Genomic DNA, 18,644 nt, shown 5'->3' on the forward strand with positions numbered 1-18,644 from the left:
TGGGAGGGGGCTTGCCCCCGATGAGGCCGGTGCAGGCAACGCCTACTCCGGCCAGTGCCAGGCCGGCGCATCCAGCATCCCTTGCCCCACAATCCGTGTCTCCCCCAACACCTTCTCCAACACAATCGAGTTACACCCCTCATCCTGCTGCAACGCTGCAGTCAAGCGGCTGGCATGGCTCACCACCCACACCTGGCACTGCTTCGACGCCTGGATAATCAAGCGCGCCAGTGCCGGCAACAGGTCGGGATGCAGGCTGGTCTCCGGTTCGTTCAGCACCATCATGGTCGGCGGGCGTGGGGTCAGCAGTGCTGCGATCAGCAGCAGGTAGCGCAGGGTGCCGTCCGACAGCTCCGCCGCCGACAACGGGCGCAGTAAGCCTTCCTGATAGAACTCAATGGCAAAGCGTCCGCCCTGCAACGGTTCGATATGCAACCGTGCGCCGGGGAAGGCATCACTGACCGCGTGCTGCAACGCCTCGACATCGCCCACTTCGCGAATCGTCTGTAACGCGGCCGCCAAATCCCGACCGTCGTGATGCAGCACCGGCGTGCGCGTGCCTAATTGCGGCTGGCGTACCGGCGCATCCACATCGCTGCGAAAGTGATCATAAAAGCGCCAGCCACGGATGCTTTCGCGCAGCAGCAACACTTCCGGCGAACCGCGCAGGCTGCCGACCTGATCGAACAGGCTGTGATAGTTGGGCGTGTGTTGGGCCAGCACGTCCCAGGCGCGGCCATCACGGGCGCGTACCATCGGTCCCGAGCGCTGAACCAGCAGGCTGGCCGGACGGTAGAGAGGGCCGGCCCAGATACATTCCTTTTTAATCTCCGGGTCCAGTTTGAACTCGCTGCCGGGAACCGGGATGGGCATGCCCAGGGAGATGGCGTAGCTGAAGTCCTCCCCGGCAAAGCCCAGGCGCAAGCGTTTGACGCCTTGGGCGACCACGGCCTCCACCGGTACTTCGCCATTGCGCATGCGCCGGCTGATGTTTTCCGGCCCGGCCCAGAATGTGGAATCCAGCCCGCCTTCGCGGGCCAGCGCATTGATCACCCCACCCTGGGCAGTTTCGGCCAGCAGGCGCAGGGCGCGATACAGGTTGGACTTGCCGCTGCCATTGGGCCCTGTCACCAGGTTCAGCCGGTCCAGGGGCACCACCAATTTGTTGATCGAGCGGTAATTGGCCACCGCGAGGGTTTTAAGCATGTGTATTTAGTCAGCATGGGAACCATTGGAGTATGGGATCCTCCATGCAGATAAGGAACCCTGATCTAAGCTCACAGTCGCATACACACTTGAACGTCGGCATCACGCAAAAGGAGCCTGCATGGGCGGTCGCACCTCGACATTTATTTTCAGCCTTGGCCTCCTGGCGCTGCTCAGCGGCTGTGGCCAGGACAAAGCCGAGCCCAAGCAGCATTCACGGGTGTTCGTGCAAACCGTGCAGTCGGCGGATTTCGCCGCGGCGGTGACGCTGACCGGTGATATCCAGGCGCGGGTGCAAACCGATCTGTCCTTTCGCGTGGGCGGCAAGATCATCCAGCGCATGGTCGACGTGGGCGACCGCGTCACAGCCAGGCAAGTCCTGGCCAAGCTCGACCCCAAGGACCTGCAAACCAACGTCGATTCGGCCCAGGCCCAGGTCGTGGCCGAACAGGCGCGGGTCAAGCAGACCGCCGCCGCCTTTGTGCGCCAGGAAAAACTCCTGCCCAAAGGCTATACCAGCCGCAGCGAATATGACGCCGCCCAGGCCGCGCTGCGCAGCAGCCAAAGTGCCCTGGCCGCCGCCCAGGCGCAGTTGGCCAATGCCCGCGAACAATTGGGCTACACCTCGCTGATTGCCGATGCCCCGGGGATCATCACGGCGCGCCAGGCCGAAGTCGGCCAAGTGGTACAGGCCACCGTGCCGATCTTCAGCCTCGCCCGCGATGGCGAACGTGACGCCGTGTTCAACGTGTATGAGTCCTTGCTGGTGGAGCCGCCGCCCGACGCGCCGATTACGGTGAGCCTGCTGGACAACCCGAGCATCAAGGCCGTGGGCAAAGTCCGCGAAGTCACGCCCGCCGTGGCCGCCAATACCGGCACCGTGCAAGTGAAGATCGCCCTGCAAAGCCTGCCCAAGGGCATGGAACTGGGGTCGGTGGTCAGCGCCACCGCCAATGGCCCGGCCAAGGCGAGCATCGAGCTGCCTTGGTCAGCGCTGACCAAAGACCTCAACGAGCCAGCCGTGTGGCTGGTGGACGGCGAAGGCAAGGCGCAGTTGCACAAGGTCACCGTGGCGCGCTACCTCACCGGCAAAGTGATCATCGGCGAGGGCCTCAAAGGCGGTGAAAAAGTCGTGATAGCCGGTGGGCAATTGCTGCACCCCGGCATGGTCGTCGAGATCGCCCAACCCGGAGCGCAGCCATGAAGCAATTGACGCTCATTGTCGCCGCCAGCCTGTTGCTGATGGCCTGCTCCAAGGAAGAGGCGCCGCCCGAACCCATACGCCCGGTGCTGTCCATGGAAGTGAAGGCTGAAGACCAGGAAAACCTCGGTCGTTTCGCCGGCACCATCCAGGCCCGCTATGAAAGCAACCTGGGTTTCCGTGTGCCGGGCCGCATCGCCCGTCGCGCTGTGGATGTCGGCGCCGAAGTGGAGAAGGGCGCCCTGCTCGCCGTGCTTGACCCCACCGACCAGCAGAACCAATTGCGCGCTGCCCAGGGCGACCTGGCGCGCGTACAGGCGCAGTTCATCAACGCCCAGGCCAACGCTCGGCGGCAACAGGAGCTGTTCAACCGTGGCGTCGGCGCCCAGGCCCAGCTGGATGTGGCCCAGACCGACCTGAAAACCACCCAGGCGACCCTCGACCAGGCCCGTGCTTCGGTCAACCAGGCCAAGGATCAGCTCAACTACGCCGAACTGCGTACCGACCATGCCGGCATCGTCACCGCCTGGAATGCCGAAGCCGGCCAGGTGGTCAGCGCCGGCCAGCAGGTAGTGACCCTGGCCCGTCCGGACATCAAGGAAGCGGTGATCGACCTGCCCGCCGGCCTGGCTGAACGCTTGCCTGCCGATGTGGTGTTCCTGGTCGCTGGCCAACTGGACCCCAGCGTGCACACCACTGCCGTGGTGCGTGAGATCGAGCCTCAGGCCCAAAGCGCCACGCGCACCCGTCGCGCACGCCTGAGCCTGGCCGAAACCCCGCCGGCGTTCCGCCTGGGCACGGCAATCAGCGTGACTTTGAGCACCGCCATCGCCCCGCGTATCGAACTGCCCCTGAGCGCCTTGCAGGAAGTCGACGGCAAGACCCGTATCTGGCTGCTCGACACCCAGAGCCAGACCGTGCAATTCCGCGAGGTCACGGTTATCAGCCGTGATGCTCACAGCGCCTTGCTCAATGGCAGCGTCAAACCCGGCGAGCGCATTGTCACCGCCGGCGTGAACAGCCTGAAACCTGGGCAAAAAGTCAAAATCGACGAGGACAGCCCGCGATGAAAGGGAGCTTCAACTTATCCGACTGGGCCCTCAAGCATCAGTCCTTCGTCTGGTACCTGATGTTCGTCGCGCTGCTGATGGGCGTGTTCTCGTACATGAACCTGGGCCGTGAAGAAGACCCGTCGTTCACCATCAAGACCATGGTGATCCAGACCCGCTGGCCGGGCGCGACCCAGGAAGAAACCCTCAAGCAGGTCACCGACCGTATCGAGAAAAAACTCGAGGAACTCGACTCTCTCGACTATGTGAAAAGCTACACCCGGCCCGGCGAGTCCACGGTGTTCGTGTTCCTCAAGGACACCACCAGTGCCAAGGCCATCCCGGAGATCTGGTACCAGGTCCGCAAAAAGATCGATGACATTCGTGGGACCTTCCCCCAGGGCTTGCAGGGGCCATCGTTCAACGATGAGTTCGGTGACGTGTTCGGCTCGGTGTATGCCTTTACCGGCGATGGCCTGTCGATGCGCCAGTTGCGTGACTACGTGGAACAGGTGCGCGCCGAAATCCGTTCGGTACCGGGGCTGGGCAAGGTCGAAATGATCGGCCAGCAGGACGAAGTGATCTACCTGAATTTCTCCACGCGCAAACTCGCGGCCCTGGGGATTGATCAGCGCCAGGTCGTGCAAAGCCTGCAATCGCAGAATGCGGTAACGCCGGCCGGGGTGATCGAGGCTGGGCCGGAGCGGATTTCGGTGCGCACCTCCGGGCAGTTCGCCTCGGAGAAAGACCTGGCCAACGTCAACCTGCGCCTCAATGACCGTTTCTACCGGCTGGCGGATATTGCCGACATCAGCCGTGGCTATGTGGACCCGGCGCGGCCGATGTTCCGCTTCAACGGCAAACCGGCGATTGGCTTGGCCATCGCCATGCAGAAGGGCGGCAATATCCAGTCGTTCGGCAAGGCCCTGCACGGGCGCATGGACGAGCTGACCGCCGACCTGCCGGTGGGCGTCGGCGTGCACAAGGTGTCCGACCAGGCCGAAGTGGTGGAAGAAGCCGTCGGCGGGTTTACCAGCGCGTTGTTCGAGGCGGTGATCATCGTGCTGGTGGTGAGCTTTATCAGCCTCGGCATGCGCGCCGGGTTGGTGGTGGCGTGCTCGATTCCGTTGGTGCTGGCGCTGGTGTTCGTGTTCATGGAATACAGCGGCATCACCATGCAGCGCGTGTCGCTGGGCGCATTGATCATCGCCCTCGGCCTTCTGGTGGATGACGCGATGATCACCGTGGAGATGATGATCACGCGCCTGGAAAAAGGCGAAACCAAGGAACAGGCGGCGACATACGCCTATACCTCCACGGCCTTCCCGATGCTCACCGGCACGCTGGTGACCGTGGCCGGCTTCGTGCCGATTGGCCTCAACGCCAGTTCGGCGGGCGAGTACACCTTTACCTTGTTCGCGGTGATTGCCGTGGCGATGCTGGTGTCGTGGGTGGTGGCGGTGCTGTTTGCGCCGGTGATCGGCGTGCATATCCTCAGCGCCAATGTGAAACCGCACAACGCCGAGCCAGGGCGCATTGGCCGGGCCTTCAATGGCGGCATGCTGTGGGCCATGCGCAACCGTTGGTGGGCGATTGGTATCACCGTGGCGCTGTTCGTGGCCTCGGTGTTTTCCATGCAATTTGTGCAGAACCAGTTCTTCCCGTCGTCGGACCGTCCGGAAATCCTCGTCGACCTGAACCTGCCGCAAAACGCCTCGATCAACGAGACGCGCAAGGCGGTAGACCGCCTCGAAGCGATCATCAAGGACGACCCCGATATCGCCCGTTGGAGCACCTACATCGGCCAGGGCGCGATCCGTTTCTACCTGCCGCTGGACCAGCAGTTGGAAAACCCCTACTACGCGCAACTGGTGATTGTGAGCAAGGGCCTGGAAGAGCGTGGCGCCCTGATCGCCCGCCTGCAACAACGCTTGCGCGATGATTTTGTCGGTATCGGCAGCTACGTGCAGCCGCTGGAAATGGGCCCGCCGGTAGGGCGGCCGATCCAGTACCGCGTGTCCGGCAAAGACATCGACCAGGTGCGCAAACACGCCATTGAACTGGCGACCTTGCTGGATCAGAACACCCACCTGGGCGAGATCATCTACGACTGGAACGAGCCGGGCAAAGTGCTGCGCGTCGACATCGCCCAAGACAAGGCGCGGCAACTGGGGCTTTCGTCGGAAGACGTGGCGCAGTTGATGAACAGCGTGGTCAGCGGCGCGGCGGTGACCCAGGTGCACGACGATATCTACCTGATCAACGTGGTCGGCCGCGCCGAGGATGCCGAGCGCGGTACGCCGGAAACCTTGCAGAACCTGCAGATCGTTACGCCCAACGGCACCTCGATTCCATTGCTGGCCTTTGCTACGGTGCGTTACGAACTGGAGCAGCCGCTGGTCTGGCGTCGTGACCGCAAGCCGACGATTACCATCAAGGCCGCGGTGCGCGATGAGATGCAGCCGACCGACCTGGTCAAGCAGTTGGCGCCGACCATCGAGAAATTCAGCGAAGGCTTGCCGGTGGGCTATAAAGTCGCCACCGGTGGCACTGTGGAAGAAAGTGGCAAGGCTCAGGGACCTATCGCCAAGGTGGTGCCGTTGATGCTGTTCCTGATGGCCACCTTCCTGATGATCCAGTTGCACAGCGTGCAGAAGATGTTCCTGGTAGCCAGCGTCGCGCCACTGGGGCTGATCGGCGTGGTGCTGGCGTTGATCCCCACGGGAACGCCCATGGGCTTTGTGGCGATCCTGGGGATCCTGGCGCTGATCGGCATCATCATCCGCAACTCGGTGATTCTGGTCACACAGATCCACGAGTACGAAGAGGCCGGCTACACGCCGTGGGATGCGGTGGTGGAAGCCACAGAGCACAGGCGCCGGCCGATTCTGCTGACGGCTGCGGCGGCGAGCCTGGGCATGATCCCGATTGCACGAGAGGTGTTCTGGGGGCCGATGGCCTACGCGATGATTGGCGGGATCATCATTGCGACGTTGCTGACGTTGCTGTTTCTGCCGGCGCTGTATGTGGCCTGGTACAAGATCCGCGAGCCGAAACAGGAACATCAGCCACAACAGGATTAATTCTGTAGGAGCGAGCTTGCTCGCGAAAAACGTCAACGATAACGCGTGCTTCCTGAGTAAACGCGGCGCCTGTGAGTTTTTCGCGAGCAAGCTCGCTCCTACAAAAGAGCCTTAACTGACTGAGGCTGTGTGAAGCTTCTGAAAAATCCCGACGTCGTCCTGGCTGACCCTTGCATGTTGTACCCTCTGGTCCTCATTCCAAACCCAGGTCGGTCCTCATGCAGTGCCTGCGTTTCACCTTGCTGTTTTGCGCGTTGCTCCTTGCACCGCCTGCCTTCGCCGCCACCGTACTGGAAAACGCCTTTTGGCGCGTCGAACTCGACCCCGCCACCCTGGCGCTGCGCGTGACACCCGCAGGCCAGGCTTCGGTGCAGGCATCCAGCGGTGTGGCCGCGCATGCCGTCAGCCAATTGCAAAACACGCCTGACCAAGCCACTTGGCAATGGGACAACGGCGCCTATCGCCTGAGCGCCCGCCTGCAACAGCGTGACCTGGCCCTGACCATCAACGCCCGCGCGGCCGGTGAACTGGCCCTGCTGCGCCAGCCTGCCGAGGCCGTGGGGCGAGGGTTGATCTGGCCCTTGGCCGAGGGGCATTACGTGCCTGCCGGCAATGCGATCTGGAAGGCGTTTCTGCTGGAGCGGGGTGAGCTCAATACCACCCAGGACCTGAGCCTGCCGCTGTGGGGCGTGGATCACGGTGCCTTCACGTTGAACTGGCTGTTGACCAACCCCTACAACAACCGCCTGCAATGGCAAGCCGACGGCAACGGCCTGGCCCTCTCCGCGGCCCATGAATTCACCTCGCTGGCGCCTGATGCGCCGATGACGCTGCGGCTGTACCTGGGCGATGCCGACCCATTGGCTGGCGCCAAGCGCTACCGCCAGTGGCTGGTGGAGCAGGGCCGCTATGAACCGTTGGCGGACAAGCTGCGGCAAACACCCGAAGCCCAGAAGCTGCTGGGCGCCAGCCATGTGTACCTCTGGGACAACGGCCTGCTGGCTCTGGGCGATGTGCGTGATTGGCCAACATTGATCAAACGGCTGCGCAGCCATGAACTCAAGACGCTGATAGACAAAGAGAGCGCACAGCTGCTGGCGCAGTCCACTCCCTTGAATCGCTATGAGCAAACCGTGCTGCTGCGCGGTCTCAACGCGGCGATCAACACCAAGGCCCGGCAGGCCTGGCAGGTGGAAGAGCCCGACATGACCCGCCTTGCCGCCCGCTATGGTGAGCTGCGCAGTGAACTGGCCGTGGACTTTGCGGGGGCCTTGAGTGACAGCCCGCAAACCTGGGGCAGTAGCACGATTCAAACCCTGCGCGACGCCGGGCTGCAGCGTCTTCTGCTGACCTTGGGCGAAGGTTGGGAGGGTGGCCTCTGGCATCCCGAAGCGATTCGCGCGGGGGTGGAAGCCGGTTTTCTGATGGCGCCTTACGACTCCTATGAAACGGCCCTGTCCGCCACCGAAAACCCCGATTGGACCACTGCCCACTTGGGCGCCAAGGCCTATCGCGACTGCGCGATCGTGTTGAAAGACGGCAAGCTGAAAACCGGTTTCCAGAAGTCCGGCCATTACACCGACCCGCGGTGTGTCCGGCCGCTGCTGGAGGCGCGGGTGAAGGCGGTACACGCCAAGGCTGGCTTCAATGCCTGGTTTCTCGATGCTTACGCCACCAGCATGCTGTTCGACAGCTATCGCAGCAACGCCAGCATGACCCAGGCACAAAACGCCGAAGGCAATATCGACGCCTCCCGCTGGATCAACACCGTGCCGAAGCTGGTCACAGGCTCCGAAGACGGCAACGCGATCACCGCCCAAGGCATCCTGTTTGCCCACGGCATGCAGACCCCGGTGATCGGCTGGGGTGACCGCGAGATGACCCATGACCCGCAGTCGCCGTACTTCGTAGGCAACTGGTACCCCACGGAGCAACCGGCGGTGTTCTTCAAATCGGTGCCGTTGAAGGAGCCGTTTCGCACGCTGTATTTCGAACCGACGATGCGCCTGCCGTTGTATCAGGCGGTGTTCCACGGCTCGGTGATCACCACCCATCATTGGCTGTTCGACAGCCTCAAACTGAGCAATGTGCAGGGCGACAATGAACTGACCCAACTGCTCTACAACGTGCCGCCGCTGTACCACCTCAGTGCTGCGACGCTCAAGGCGCGGCTGCCGATTATTCAGCGCCAGGACCGCTTCTTCCGGCCGTTGCACCAGCGCTTGGCGACCCAGGAAATGACTGGTTTCCGTTGGCTGACGGTGGACAAACAGCTGCAGCAAACCACCTTCGCCGATGGGACGCGGCTGGTGGCGAATTTCTCGGCGGTGGAAAAACAGGGGTATGCCGGGCGCAGTGTGACGGTGCTTGTGGAGGGGGAGGAGCCGGTGGTGTATCAGGTGAAATAACGCTGCCCGTTACGGCGCCATCGCGGGCAAGCCCGCTCCCACAGGGGAATGCATTCCAAAGGTGGGAGCTGGCTTGCCTGCGATGAGGCAGGTACAGGCGATGCAGTACTAAAGTTTACGCCACACACTCGCCAACCAAGGCTGCTGTTCCCGCGGCAACCCGGCCGGCCGGTAGTAATGCTCCAACTCTTCAAACCCTGCCGCGGTCAGCAAGGCCTGCCACGCCTGCAGGTCGTGATAAGAGCCATACCGCGGCCCATTCCAGCCCTCTTGGTTCTCACCCCGAGGGTTGGAGCTGAACAGCACGCCCCCAGGCTTCAACGCGCCGTGCAGCTCTTTGAGCACTCGGGGCAACTCCTGCTTGGGAATATGAAACAGCACAGCATTGGCAAACACCCCATCGAAGCGTTCGGCGGGCAGGTCCAGCTTGAGAAAGTCCTGCTGCAGCACCTCACAGCCGCTGTCTTCGCGGGCCATCTGCGCAAAACGCTCGGAGCCATCCAGGCCAACGGCGATATGCCCCATGCGCGTAAACGTCTGCAAATCCCGCCCTGGCCCACAGCCGAAATCCAGCACAGTGAATGGCGGCGTGCCCTGGATATGCCGCAGCAGCGCGTCGATGTTCTGGCTCACATCGTGATCGCGGGTGCCTTCACGGAAGTCTTCGGCCACCTTGTTGTAGTGGCCCAGGGTGGTGGAGGTGATCTGGTTGAGGTCGTCGGGAGCAAGTTTCATGGCATGGCGCACGGCTGCGGCTGAGGTAGGGGGACTATACCCCGGCCCATTCATCAGTTGAAAACCGTGTATCCGCTGTAGGGCACTTCACGGCGGTCGCAGTGCGCGCATCCGACAGACCGCCACGGGAAATTGTGGGTAAGATTCGGCCCTCATTTGCAGAGGGCTACACATCCATGGAAGAGGAAAAACGTTCACCCGTTGGCAGCGACACCGCAGCGAACAAGGTCGACCAATACGCCACAAGATTGAGCAATGGGCTGTTCTGGCTCAATGAGCGTGCCTGGCCGCTGACGGTGGGGATTCTCTCGGTGGCTGGCTTGTACCTGTACCAGTACATCCAGGTCGAACAGGTACCGCTGAGTATCTTGTCGGCGTCGGCGTTCACTGCCTTGCCGGCGATGTTCGCCATGTTGGTATTTGTGATCGGCATGATGGGCGCGTCGATCCTGATCCCTACCTTCATCTTGTTCACGCGCCTGAACTGCGCGGGTGTGCGCCTGAGTGATCAACTCAATCTCCGCCCGCAGTCGCCCCAAGAGACGGCCCAGCATAGGCGCTTATTGGGGCATTGGACTGTCAGTCTGGTCGTAATGGGTGTTTTCTGGATGTCCGCTGTATACCTGTCTGTGAACGCCGAAAGTGGGTTTTGGCTGACCTTCAGCTGGATCGTCGCATTCATGGCGGCGATAGTGGCCTATGTCGGCATCATCATTCGTGCCCGGCCCGCCGATGTTGCCCTGCGTGAGCTGACCGGCGAGTTCTGGCTGGCCAGTGCTGGCGCCGGGGTCGTTCAAATGATGGTCATTTTGATGGTGACGGTGCCGGTCTCCCGCGCCTTCAGCGAGTACTCCGATAGCGCCGTGTTCTTTGCGCCGTTCATGGCCGCCGAACTGGGCGTGCTGGTCTTGATCCAGGGGAGCGCCGCCTGTCTGGTGGCGCGCATGCGCGATCAAAAAAACCCGGTTGCGTTCGCCTCGATGGCGGCCTTTGCGCTCATCGTTTTACTCGGGCTGATCCCGGCGAGCGGGGCCAAGTTGGGTGGCCTGCCGCTGCAAGGCTCCGCCTCGGGAGGGCGCGTTTGTACGTTGATGACCTGGGCGGCAGAGGCCAAGGTCCCCGGCGCGCTGGTAGACACCGACAACCCCAAGCGCAGCGTAAAACTGCGAGTGATGGCCGACTCGGATGGCAGCTACATCGTGCGGCCCTGGCAGGCCAAGGAAAAAACCATCACCTTCGTGCCCCGTGCCAGCGTTGCCCAACTGGATGAGTGCCCGTGACGTCAGCGCTTGTTCAATACCCGCGCCAATCGGTCCCCGCTCAGCTGGATCACCGCTACCAGCACCACCAGCAGCACAATCACCGTGAGCATGATCTGCGTATCGAAGCGCTGGTAGCCATAGCGGTAGGCAATATCGCCCAGGCCACCGGCGCCGATCGCCCCGGCCATGGCCGATGAGTTGATCATGGTCACCAGGGTGATGGTGAAGCCGCCGACGATGCCGGGTAACGCCTCTGGCAACAGCACATGCCAGATGATGTGCCAGCGACGGCAACCCATGGCCTGCGCTGCTTCGATCAGGCCATGGTCGACCTCGCGCAAGCTCACTTCAGCGATGCGTGCAAAGAACGGCGTGGCGGCGATGGTCAGCGGTACCACTGCCGCCCAGACGCCATAGGTGGTGCCGACGATCAGGCGCGTGAACGGGATGAGCGCCACCATCAGGATCAGAAACGGAATGGAGCGGAACAGATTCACGAACGCTCCCAGCACGCGGTTAAGGGCCGGTGCCTGGTAGATGCCGCCCTTGTCGCTGGTGACCAGGAAGACCGCCAGCGGAATGCCCACCAGCAGCGCGATCAGCGACGACACCCCCACCATCAACAAGGTGTCGATGGCGCCCTGCACTAAACGATCAAACCACATAGCCCAGCACCTCCACCTGTTGTGCCCAATTGGCCGCGCGTTTGCGCAGTTCTTCGGCGTTGTGCGGCGATCCATTCACCGCCAGCAGCAGTTGCCCCAAGGCATGCCCCTGGATGCGTTCCACGCCGCCTTGCAGTAAACGCACACGGCCGCCGAGGGCACTGAACAGTGCCGCGAGGTCTGGCTCCAGAGTGTCGCTGCCGGTGAACTGCAGGCGCAGTACCAGTGCGGCGTCGGCCGAGGCTGGCGTGGGTTGCAGGCGGCTTTGCAACTCTGGCGGCAAGCCGTGTTGCAGCGGTGCGAGCAGGGTCTTGCTGACCTCATGTTGCGGATCGCCAAACACCTGCCACACCGGGCCCTGCTCGACGATACGCCCGTGCTCCAGCACCACCACGCGGTCGCAGATGTCGCGGATCACCGCCATCTCATGGGTGATCAGCACGATGGTCAGGCCCAGGCGCTGGTTGATCTCGCGCAGCAGGCCGAGGATCGACTGGGTGGTTTCCGGGTCGAGGGCCGAGGTGGCTTCGTCGCACAGCAGAATCTCGGGGTCGTGCACCAGCGCGCGGGCGATGCCGACGCGCTGTTTCTGCCCGCCGGACAGCTGCGCCGGGTACGCCTTGTGTTTGTCTTGCAGGCCTACCAGCTCCAGCAGTTCATGCACCTTTCGTGCGCGTTGTGCCTGGGGTACACCGGCGACCTTGAGCGGCAACTCGACGTTCTGCCACACGGTCTTGGCTGACATCAGGTTGAAGTGCTGGAAGATCATGCCGATGCGTCGCCGCAGCGCCACCAGATGGTCTTCATCGAAGCTGCCGATGTCCACCTGGTCGATCAGCACACGCCCGCTGCTGGGTTGTTCCAGGCGGTTTATGGTGCGGATCAGCGATGACTTGCCGGCCCCGCTGCGGCCGATGATGCCGAACACTTCGCCACGCTGGATCGCCAGGTCAATGCCCTGCAGCGCGTGCACCGTGCCGTCATAGGTTTTGCCCAGGTTGATGAACCGCACATGGGCGCGGTTCAAGTCCGGGTGCAGTTCAGTCTGTTCGGCGTGGCTGGGTGCAGGGACCAGATCGTGCAATCGGGCGTTGGCGGCACTCATGGTTTAGCTTCCCAGCCGACCTGGTAGAGCTTGCCGAGGGACTTGTCCAAAGCCGCACGCACCACTGGCGAGTGCTGGTAGATATCGACGAACTTGATCACCCGTGGGTCGGTTTTGCTCTTGGGCTGGATGACGAACTGAATCACGTATTCCGGATGATCGAGGCCGTCGAACAACAGTGCCGACTCGGCATCGAAGGTCTTGGACAGGCGGATGTACGCCGGGTAGCCCTGCACCAGATCAGCGTCGTCATAGGCGCGCACCAGTTGCACCGCTTCCACTTGCAGGATCTTGATGTTTTTCGGGTTGGCGACGATGTCTTCTTCGGTGGCTTTGTAGCCCACGCCCGGCTTGAGGGTGATCAGCCCGGCCTTGGCCAGCAGTTGCAGGCCGCGACCGCTGTTGATCGGGTCGTTGGCAATCGCCACGCTGGCGCCTGCGGGCAGTTCGTTGAAGTTTTTGTACTTTTTCGAATACAGCCCGACGTTATTGATGATGCCTGGCGCATACGGCACCAGGTCAAACCCGGCGGCGGCCTTGGCGTTTTCAAGGAAGGGGATGTGCTGAAAGTAGTTCACGTCGATATCGCCGGCGGCGAGGCTGACGTTGGGCGCGATCCAGTCGGTGAACTCCACCAGTTCGACCTTCAGGCCCTGCTTGCCGGCCTCTTCTACGGCGGCTTCCAGCGGAATGGCGAAGGCAGCGGTGGTGCCGATTTTCAGCGGGGCGTCGGCGGCAAATACCGCCGAGCTGAATAAGCCGAAGGCCAGGGCCAGTGCTTTGACTGGGTGGTTTAGGAATGTCTTTTTCATAGTGGTTTTCCAGTCATAAGGTCTTAGGTAGCGAGATCGTTCCCACGCTCCGCGTGGTAATGCCGCCAGGGACGCTCCGCGTCCCACAAGCGAACGCAGAGCGTCCAAGAGGCATTCCCACGCGGAGCGTGGGAACGATCAAACAATGTGGCGGTAGGTAGAGCCGGTGTGTTGGTTGGGTAAGCGAGCCGTGTCGTGGAAGACTTTTTCCCGCAGCGTTCCCTGCGCATATTCCGTCTTGTACGAGCCCCGTCGTTGTAGCTCCGGTATCACCAGCTCAATGAAATCCACATAGCTCTCCGGCGTCACAATGCGCGTCAGGTTGAAACCATCCAGCCCGGTTTCACTGATCCAGGATTCCAGCTCATCGGCCACCTGTTCAGGCGAGCCCACCAGGGTGATATAGCGCCCGCCCAAGGCGTGCTGTTCAAGCAATTTGCGCCGGGTCCAGTCGTTGTTCTGCAGGTTCTGGGTGGCCGACTGGATCGCGTTGCTTTTGACATACTGGATCGGTTCGTCCAACGCGTACTGGGCAAAATCAATCCCGGTCGAGGCCGAGAAGTGCGCCACGCCGGCTTCCGCGCTGGCGTAGCTGAGGTACTCGGCGTGCTTGTTCCAGGCCAACGCTTCAGTGGCGCCAACGATGACGTTCAGGCCCATGAACACCTTGATGTCGTCCGGGTTGCGCCCAGCCTCCACTGCGCTGGCGCGCACCTTGTCCACCTGGCGCTTGGTCGCGGCCTTGTTCTGCCCGCTGATAAACACGCACTCGGCATGCCGCCCGGCGAACAGCAAGCCGCGCTCGGAACTGCCGGCCTGGAACAGCACCGGCGTGCGCTGCGGCGAGGGCTCGCACAGGTGGTAACCCTCCACCTGATAGAACTCGCCGTGGTGCTCTACCTTGTGCACCTTGCCCGGTTGCGCATACACCCGCGCTTGGCGATCGTTGCGCACCGAGTCGTCTTCCCAGCTGCCTTCCCAGAGCTTGTACAACACCTGCAGGTATTCATCGGCCTGGTCGTAGCGCCGGTCATGCTCGACCTGTTCGGTAAGGCCCATGGCCTTGGCGGCGCTGTCGAGGTAGCCGGTGACAATGTTCCAACCCACCCGGCCACGGCTCAGGTGATCCAGCGTCGACATGCGCCGGGCGAACAGGTACGGCGGTTCGTAGGTGAGGTTGGCGGTGAGGCCGAAGCCAAGGTGCTGGGTGACGGCGGCCATGGCCGACACCAGCAGCAGCGGGTCGTTGACCGGTAGCTGGATCGACTCCTTGAGGGGCACGTCAATGGAGTTTTGATACACGTCATACACGCCGACGATATCAGCGATGAACAAACCGTCGAACAACCCGCGCTCCAGGATCTTCGCCAGTTCAGTCCAGTATTCGAGGGTCTTGTACTCGGTCGAGTTGTCCCGTGGATGAGCCCACAAACCGTGATTGATGTGCCCGATGCAGTTCATGTTGAAGGCATTGAGCAGGATTTTCTTTTTGCTCATCAGATGGTCCCCCGCAGCGGCGGGTTTTCATCGTTGAGGTAGTAGTTGCCGACCGCATGGTATTTCCAACGCACCGGGTCGTGCAGGGTGTGCACCCGGGCGTTGCGCCAGTGGCGGTCCAGGCCGTGTTCGGCCAGGGTCGCCTGGCTGCCAGCCAGTTCGAACAGGGTGCTGCCGGCCGCCAGGGAGATTTCGGTACTCAGGGCGCGTATTTCGGCAACGGCGATGGAGGCTGCGGCGACGGTCTGGGCATTGCTGTCGGCCTGGGCGCGGTCGAGGAATTCACCCGAGCGTTCCAGCAAGGCTTCGGCGGCGTGCAGCCGGCTGCTCAGGTGGCCGAAGCTCTTGAGTGTCAGCGGGTCTTCGGTGGCCTTGTCGTTGCCGGCGTCGATCCATGGGCGGGTCTTGGTGCGCACAAAATGCAAGGCGTCCTCAAAGGCCGCGCGGGCGATGCCGGTGTCGATGGCTGCGTGGAGGATCTGCGCCAGCGGGCCGACGGTGGTCGGGCGTTCGAAAGCGCTCTGGAACGGCACCACGTCTTGCGCCGCGACCCACACGTTGTCGAACACTACCGAGCCGCTGCCGGTAGTGCGCTGGCCGAAGCCGCTCCAGTCGTCGATCACCGTCAGTCCCTCGCTGTCACGCGGTACGAAGGCCAGTTGCTGCACGCCATTTGCATCCACCACCGAAGTGGGGATGCGCTGGGCGTAGATCGCGCCGGTGGCGTAGAACTTGCGCCCGTTGATGCGAAAACCGTCGCCGTCGCGGGTGAGGCTGGTAATGCGGTCGTGGGCGGTCTTGGTGCCCAGCTCCGCCAAGGCGTTGCCAAAGCGTTGGCCGGCCAACACCTCGGCGTACAGGCGTTGCTGCTGTTCGGGGCTGCCGTTCACGCGCAGTACTTCGAGGGCATAGAAATGGTTTTGCGGAATCTGGCCCAACGAGCCATCGGCCTGGGCGATCAGTGCGATGACCTTGGCCAGGGTGACGTTGGACACGCCCGCGCCACCGTAGGCCTTGGGCACGCTGATGCCCCACAGGCCAGAGCGGGAAAACACGTCCAGTTCGGGCAATGGCAGGCGGCGTTCGCGGTCGCGCTGGGCGCTGTCGCGGCGCAAGTCTTCAGCAAGATCGCTGGCGACAATAAGCGCTTGTTCGTCGCTGGTGATGACCGCGACGGGGTGAGAAAGGGTCATGAGTTTCTCCAGAAGCTCGTGGAAAAGTGTTCTGGTTGGTTAAATCCAGGAATGACGAGCCGGCAAGGTGCCGTTGAGCCGATAGGCGCCGATGGCGTGGTACTTCCAGCGCACCGGGTCGTGCAGGGTGTGCACCCGGGCGTTGCGCCAGTGACGGTCAAGGTTGAATTCGGCCAGGGTGGCGCGGCTGCCGGCCAGTTCAAAGAGCTTCTCGGTGACTTGTAACGCCACTTCGGTGGTCAGCACCTTGGCCTCGGCCACGGCAATCGAGGCGTGGGCGGCGGACTGCGCGGTGATCGGCGCGGCGCTGACCTGGTCAAGCACCTGGCCGGCCTTGCGCAGCAGGGCTTCGGCGGCGTGCAGTTCGATCTTCAGCTTGCCGATATCAGCGATCACATACAGGTCGTCGCTGGCCCGTTCGACCTTGGCGTCGATCCACGGGCGTGAGCGTTCACGCACGAAGGCAATGGCATCGTCGAGGGCGCCTCGGGCGATGCCAGCGTCGATGGCGGCCTGGATCAGTTGCGACACGGCCCCCTGAATATTCGGGCTTTCGCCCAGGCGCCAGTTGTCGATGACCAGGCCCGGCTCCACGGCCACGCGATCAAGCAAGACGGTACCGCTGGCGGTGGTGCGTTGGCCAAAGCCCGACCAGTCATCGACGATGCGCAGCCCCTCGCTGCCGCGCCGCACGAAGGCCATGACTTGCTTGCCGTCATCGTTCAACGCTTTTATGGCGACCCAGTGAGCAAACAGTGCGCCGGTGGAGTAGAACTTCTGGCCGCTGACCACGTACCCATCACCTTCGGCCGTAATGCGTGCCTTGAGCTCCAGGGTATTTTTGGTGCCGCGTTCCGGGCCGCCGTTGCCGATGCGCCAGCCGTCGAGCACGCTCTGGAACAGCTGCTTTTTCTGACGCTCGGTCGCGGTGCCCTGCAATACGTACAAGATGCCGAAATGGTTCTGCGGGATCTGCCCGAGTGCCGGGTCGGCTGCGCTGATGATCGCGAAGACTTCGGCCAGGGTCACAAACGACACCTGTGGGCCGCCGTATTCCCGGGGAATGGAAATACTGCCCAAGCCGCTGCGGGTGAACTGTTCGATCTGCGCCCAGGGCAGTTTGCGTTGCTGGTCGCGCTGGGCGGCGTGCAGGCGTGCAGCCTGGGCCAGTTCGTGGGCTGCACTCAGTGCTTGGGCGTCGTTGCGCAACACCGTGGCGGGCAACAGCAGGGGGGCTACGTCCAGATCACTCTGGGGGGGTGTTAGAGCCAAGTTAGACATCAGCGCCGCTCCTTGGCTGCACGCAATGCCCTGGCGTTGCGCACCGGGGTAATTCTGACCATACCGACCTCGCATTCAATGAAATAAACAGAAAAATCAGGAATGTCCGGTGGTCCGGTGCATATACCCTAAGCGTGTTAATTGTTTAAATAAACTAACTTTTAGGAATATGCATAGAAGGGCTGTCACCCCGGTTCACAGGGTGAACCGAAGCGACGCGGTTGATAGCCCGGTGCGGGCGAGGCAGGGCGGGGCGGTGTGCAGGCGGCGATGCGCAGCGTGCGGGCGGGCGCCCAGCGGGAGTTGTTACCCACGCGGTCGAGAATGCAGTAGGTGACTTCCAACCGGCAGTCGTCGCCGGCTTCGACAATCACGTGGGGCGGCACCCACACCCGCACCGCCAGGCCGACGCTGTTGGCTTGGATGCGGGGCAGGTCCAAGCGTACATCGCCCCAGCGCAACGTAATGGCATCGCCCGTGCTCATGTTCAGGTAAGGCTCGATGGTCAGCGGAATGCCGCGCCTTACCTGGCTGCTGTTGACGCCGTGGCGGCGAATCGTCTCGGGCAAGTTCACCGGCGCCAGATTCTGGTTTTCAGTGTCGCCTTCAGGGTTCAGGCGCGGCGAAGGCTGACCGCCCGGATAGCTGGTTTTGACCCGCACCAGCGTCACCGCCGAGCGCATCGGGCCATGGCCGATCTGCAAGACCTGGTAATGGACGCGTGCCGGTCCGTCCTGCACAAAGCTCTGCGGTACGCATAAGTGGGTACACGTGCCGATCCTGCAGGCCGTCACCTTGCGCGAGGCGGCGAAGCAGTTGTTCCAGAACAGTTCGATCAGGTCGCCTTCTTCCATGCTCGGGTAGGGTGAAATATCGACCTGCAAGTGGGCGGAGGCCAGGGCGCTGATGCCGTTTCCAATAGCCTGGGGAAGCCTTGGGGCACTGAGCGTGGCCGGGGTTTGAGTGTGTGTCATAAGTAATCTCCTTGATGCAGCCAGCAGCAATCGTTCCGAAACCTGGACGCACAGGCGCAAGGGGGTTCGAAAGGCACGATTCAGTCAGTAGCCGGGATAGGATCCAATCCTCAAGGCGCTAGATAAGAGGGTTGGCCAAGGAGCGTCAATGGAGGCAAAGGGCTAAACGGCGG

At 62.5% G+C, this 18,644-nt stretch carries 14 protein-coding genes; 5 read left to right on the top strand and 9 right to left on the bottom strand.

The features are described from left to right. Nucleotides 1-42: 42 nt before the first annotated feature. On the bottom strand, nucleotides 43-1,206 hold the full coding sequence (locus GIW79_RS15070) for an AAA family ATPase (RefSeq protein ID WP_236455050.1): 1,164 nt from the start codon (nucleotides 1,204-1,206) through the stop codon (nucleotides 43-45). A gap of 121 nt (nucleotides 1,207-1,327) precedes the next feature. Between GIW79_RS15070 and GIW79_RS15075 the strand changes: the two genes are divergently transcribed. The 4 genes from GIW79_RS15075 to GIW79_RS15090 all read left to right on the top strand — a co-directional run bounded on the left by GIW79_RS15075 (nucleotide 1,328) and on the right by GIW79_RS15090 (nucleotide 8,947). Continuing rightward, nucleotides 1,328-2,410 (top strand): efflux RND transporter periplasmic adaptor subunit, encoded by a 1,083-nt coding sequence (locus tag GIW79_RS15075; RefSeq protein ID WP_034125475.1) that lies wholly within the window; start codon nucleotides 1,328-1,330, stop codon nucleotides 2,408-2,410. Next, nucleotides 2,407-3,477: an efflux RND transporter periplasmic adaptor subunit gene (locus GIW79_RS15080; protein WP_197900302.1), complete on the top strand. Its 1,071-nt coding sequence runs from the start codon at nucleotides 2,407-2,409 to the stop codon at nucleotides 3,475-3,477. Before GIW79_RS15075 ends, GIW79_RS15080 begins: the two co-directional genes overlap by 4 nt. Next, nucleotides 3,474-6,539: an efflux RND transporter permease subunit gene (locus GIW79_RS15085; RefSeq protein ID WP_032894148.1), complete on the top strand. Its 3,066-nt coding sequence runs from the start codon at nucleotides 3,474-3,476 to the stop codon at nucleotides 6,537-6,539. The genes GIW79_RS15080 and GIW79_RS15085 overlap by 4 nt, the downstream gene beginning before the upstream one ends. A gap of 218 nt (nucleotides 6,540-6,757) precedes the next feature. Beyond that, nucleotides 6,758-8,947, top strand: coding sequence for a glycoside hydrolase (locus GIW79_RS15090; protein WP_236455058.1), 2,190 nt, complete (start codon nucleotides 6,758-6,760; stop codon nucleotides 8,945-8,947). Nucleotides 8,948-9,055: 108 nt separating this feature from the next. Here GIW79_RS15090 and GIW79_RS15095 read toward each other — a convergent pair whose 3' ends face one another. Further along, nucleotides 9,056-9,682, bottom strand: a complete 627-nt coding sequence (locus tag GIW79_RS15095; RefSeq protein WP_060772801.1) for a class I SAM-dependent methyltransferase — start codon at nucleotides 9,680-9,682, stop codon at nucleotides 9,056-9,058. A gap of 176 nt (nucleotides 9,683-9,858) precedes the next feature. Here GIW79_RS15095 and GIW79_RS15100 point away from each other — a divergent pair, with 176 nt between their 5' ends. Continuing rightward, a complete protein-coding gene (locus GIW79_RS15100) occupies nucleotides 9,859-10,962 on the top strand; it encodes a hypothetical protein (RefSeq protein ID WP_200584337.1) in 1,104 nt (367 codons plus the stop codon). Between the two features lie 2 nt (nucleotides 10,963-10,964). Here the strand turns inward: GIW79_RS15100 and GIW79_RS15105 are convergent, their stop codons facing one another. From GIW79_RS15105 to GIW79_RS15135, 7 genes are all read right to left on the bottom strand, one after another. Beyond that, nucleotides 10,965-11,609 carry a methionine ABC transporter permease gene (locus GIW79_RS15105; protein ID WP_003187635.1) on the bottom strand — a complete coding sequence of 215 codons (645 nt, stop codon included), beginning with the start codon at nucleotides 11,607-11,609 and terminating at the stop codon, nucleotides 10,965-10,967. After that, nucleotides 11,599-12,714: a methionine ABC transporter ATP-binding protein gene (locus GIW79_RS15110; RefSeq protein WP_236455061.1), complete on the bottom strand. Its 1,116-nt coding sequence runs from the start codon at nucleotides 12,712-12,714 to the stop codon at nucleotides 11,599-11,601. The genes GIW79_RS15105 and GIW79_RS15110 overlap by 11 nt, the downstream gene beginning before the upstream one ends. Further along, entirely contained in the window at nucleotides 12,711-13,526 is an 816-nt protein-coding gene (locus GIW79_RS15115) for a MetQ/NlpA family ABC transporter substrate-binding protein (RefSeq protein ID WP_054896665.1), read from the bottom strand. The genes GIW79_RS15110 and GIW79_RS15115 overlap by 4 nt, the downstream gene beginning before the upstream one ends. Before the next feature lie 138 nt (nucleotides 13,527-13,664). After that, complete coding sequence (locus GIW79_RS15120; RefSeq protein ID WP_236455063.1) at nucleotides 13,665-15,023, bottom strand: LLM class flavin-dependent oxidoreductase; 1,359 nt, start codon at nucleotides 15,021-15,023, stop codon at nucleotides 13,665-13,667. Further along, the gene (locus GIW79_RS15125) at nucleotides 15,023-16,216 is read right to left on the bottom strand and encodes an SfnB family sulfur acquisition oxidoreductase (protein WP_236455064.1); all 1,194 of its coding nucleotides are present in this window, start codon (nucleotides 16,214-16,216) and stop codon (nucleotides 15,023-15,025) included. Before GIW79_RS15125 ends, GIW79_RS15120 begins: the two co-directional genes overlap by 1 nt. Nucleotides 16,217-16,255: 39 nt before the next feature. Further along, complete coding sequence (locus tag GIW79_RS15130) at nucleotides 16,256-17,497, bottom strand: SfnB family sulfur acquisition oxidoreductase (protein ID WP_181124517.1); 1,242 nt, start codon at nucleotides 17,495-17,497, stop codon at nucleotides 16,256-16,258. Between the two features lie 185 nt (nucleotides 17,498-17,682). Next, entirely contained in the window at nucleotides 17,683-18,471 is a 789-nt protein-coding gene (locus GIW79_RS15135; protein WP_034125486.1) for a hypothetical protein, read from the bottom strand. Nucleotides 18,472-18,644: the final 173 nt, after the last annotated feature.

Origin of the sequence: Pseudomonas sp. PA-7-1E (assembly GCF_021605325.1) — a bacterium.
GTDB classification, from domain to species: domain Bacteria; phylum Pseudomonadota; class Gammaproteobacteria; order Pseudomonadales; family Pseudomonadaceae; genus Aquipseudomonas; species Aquipseudomonas fluorescens_BV.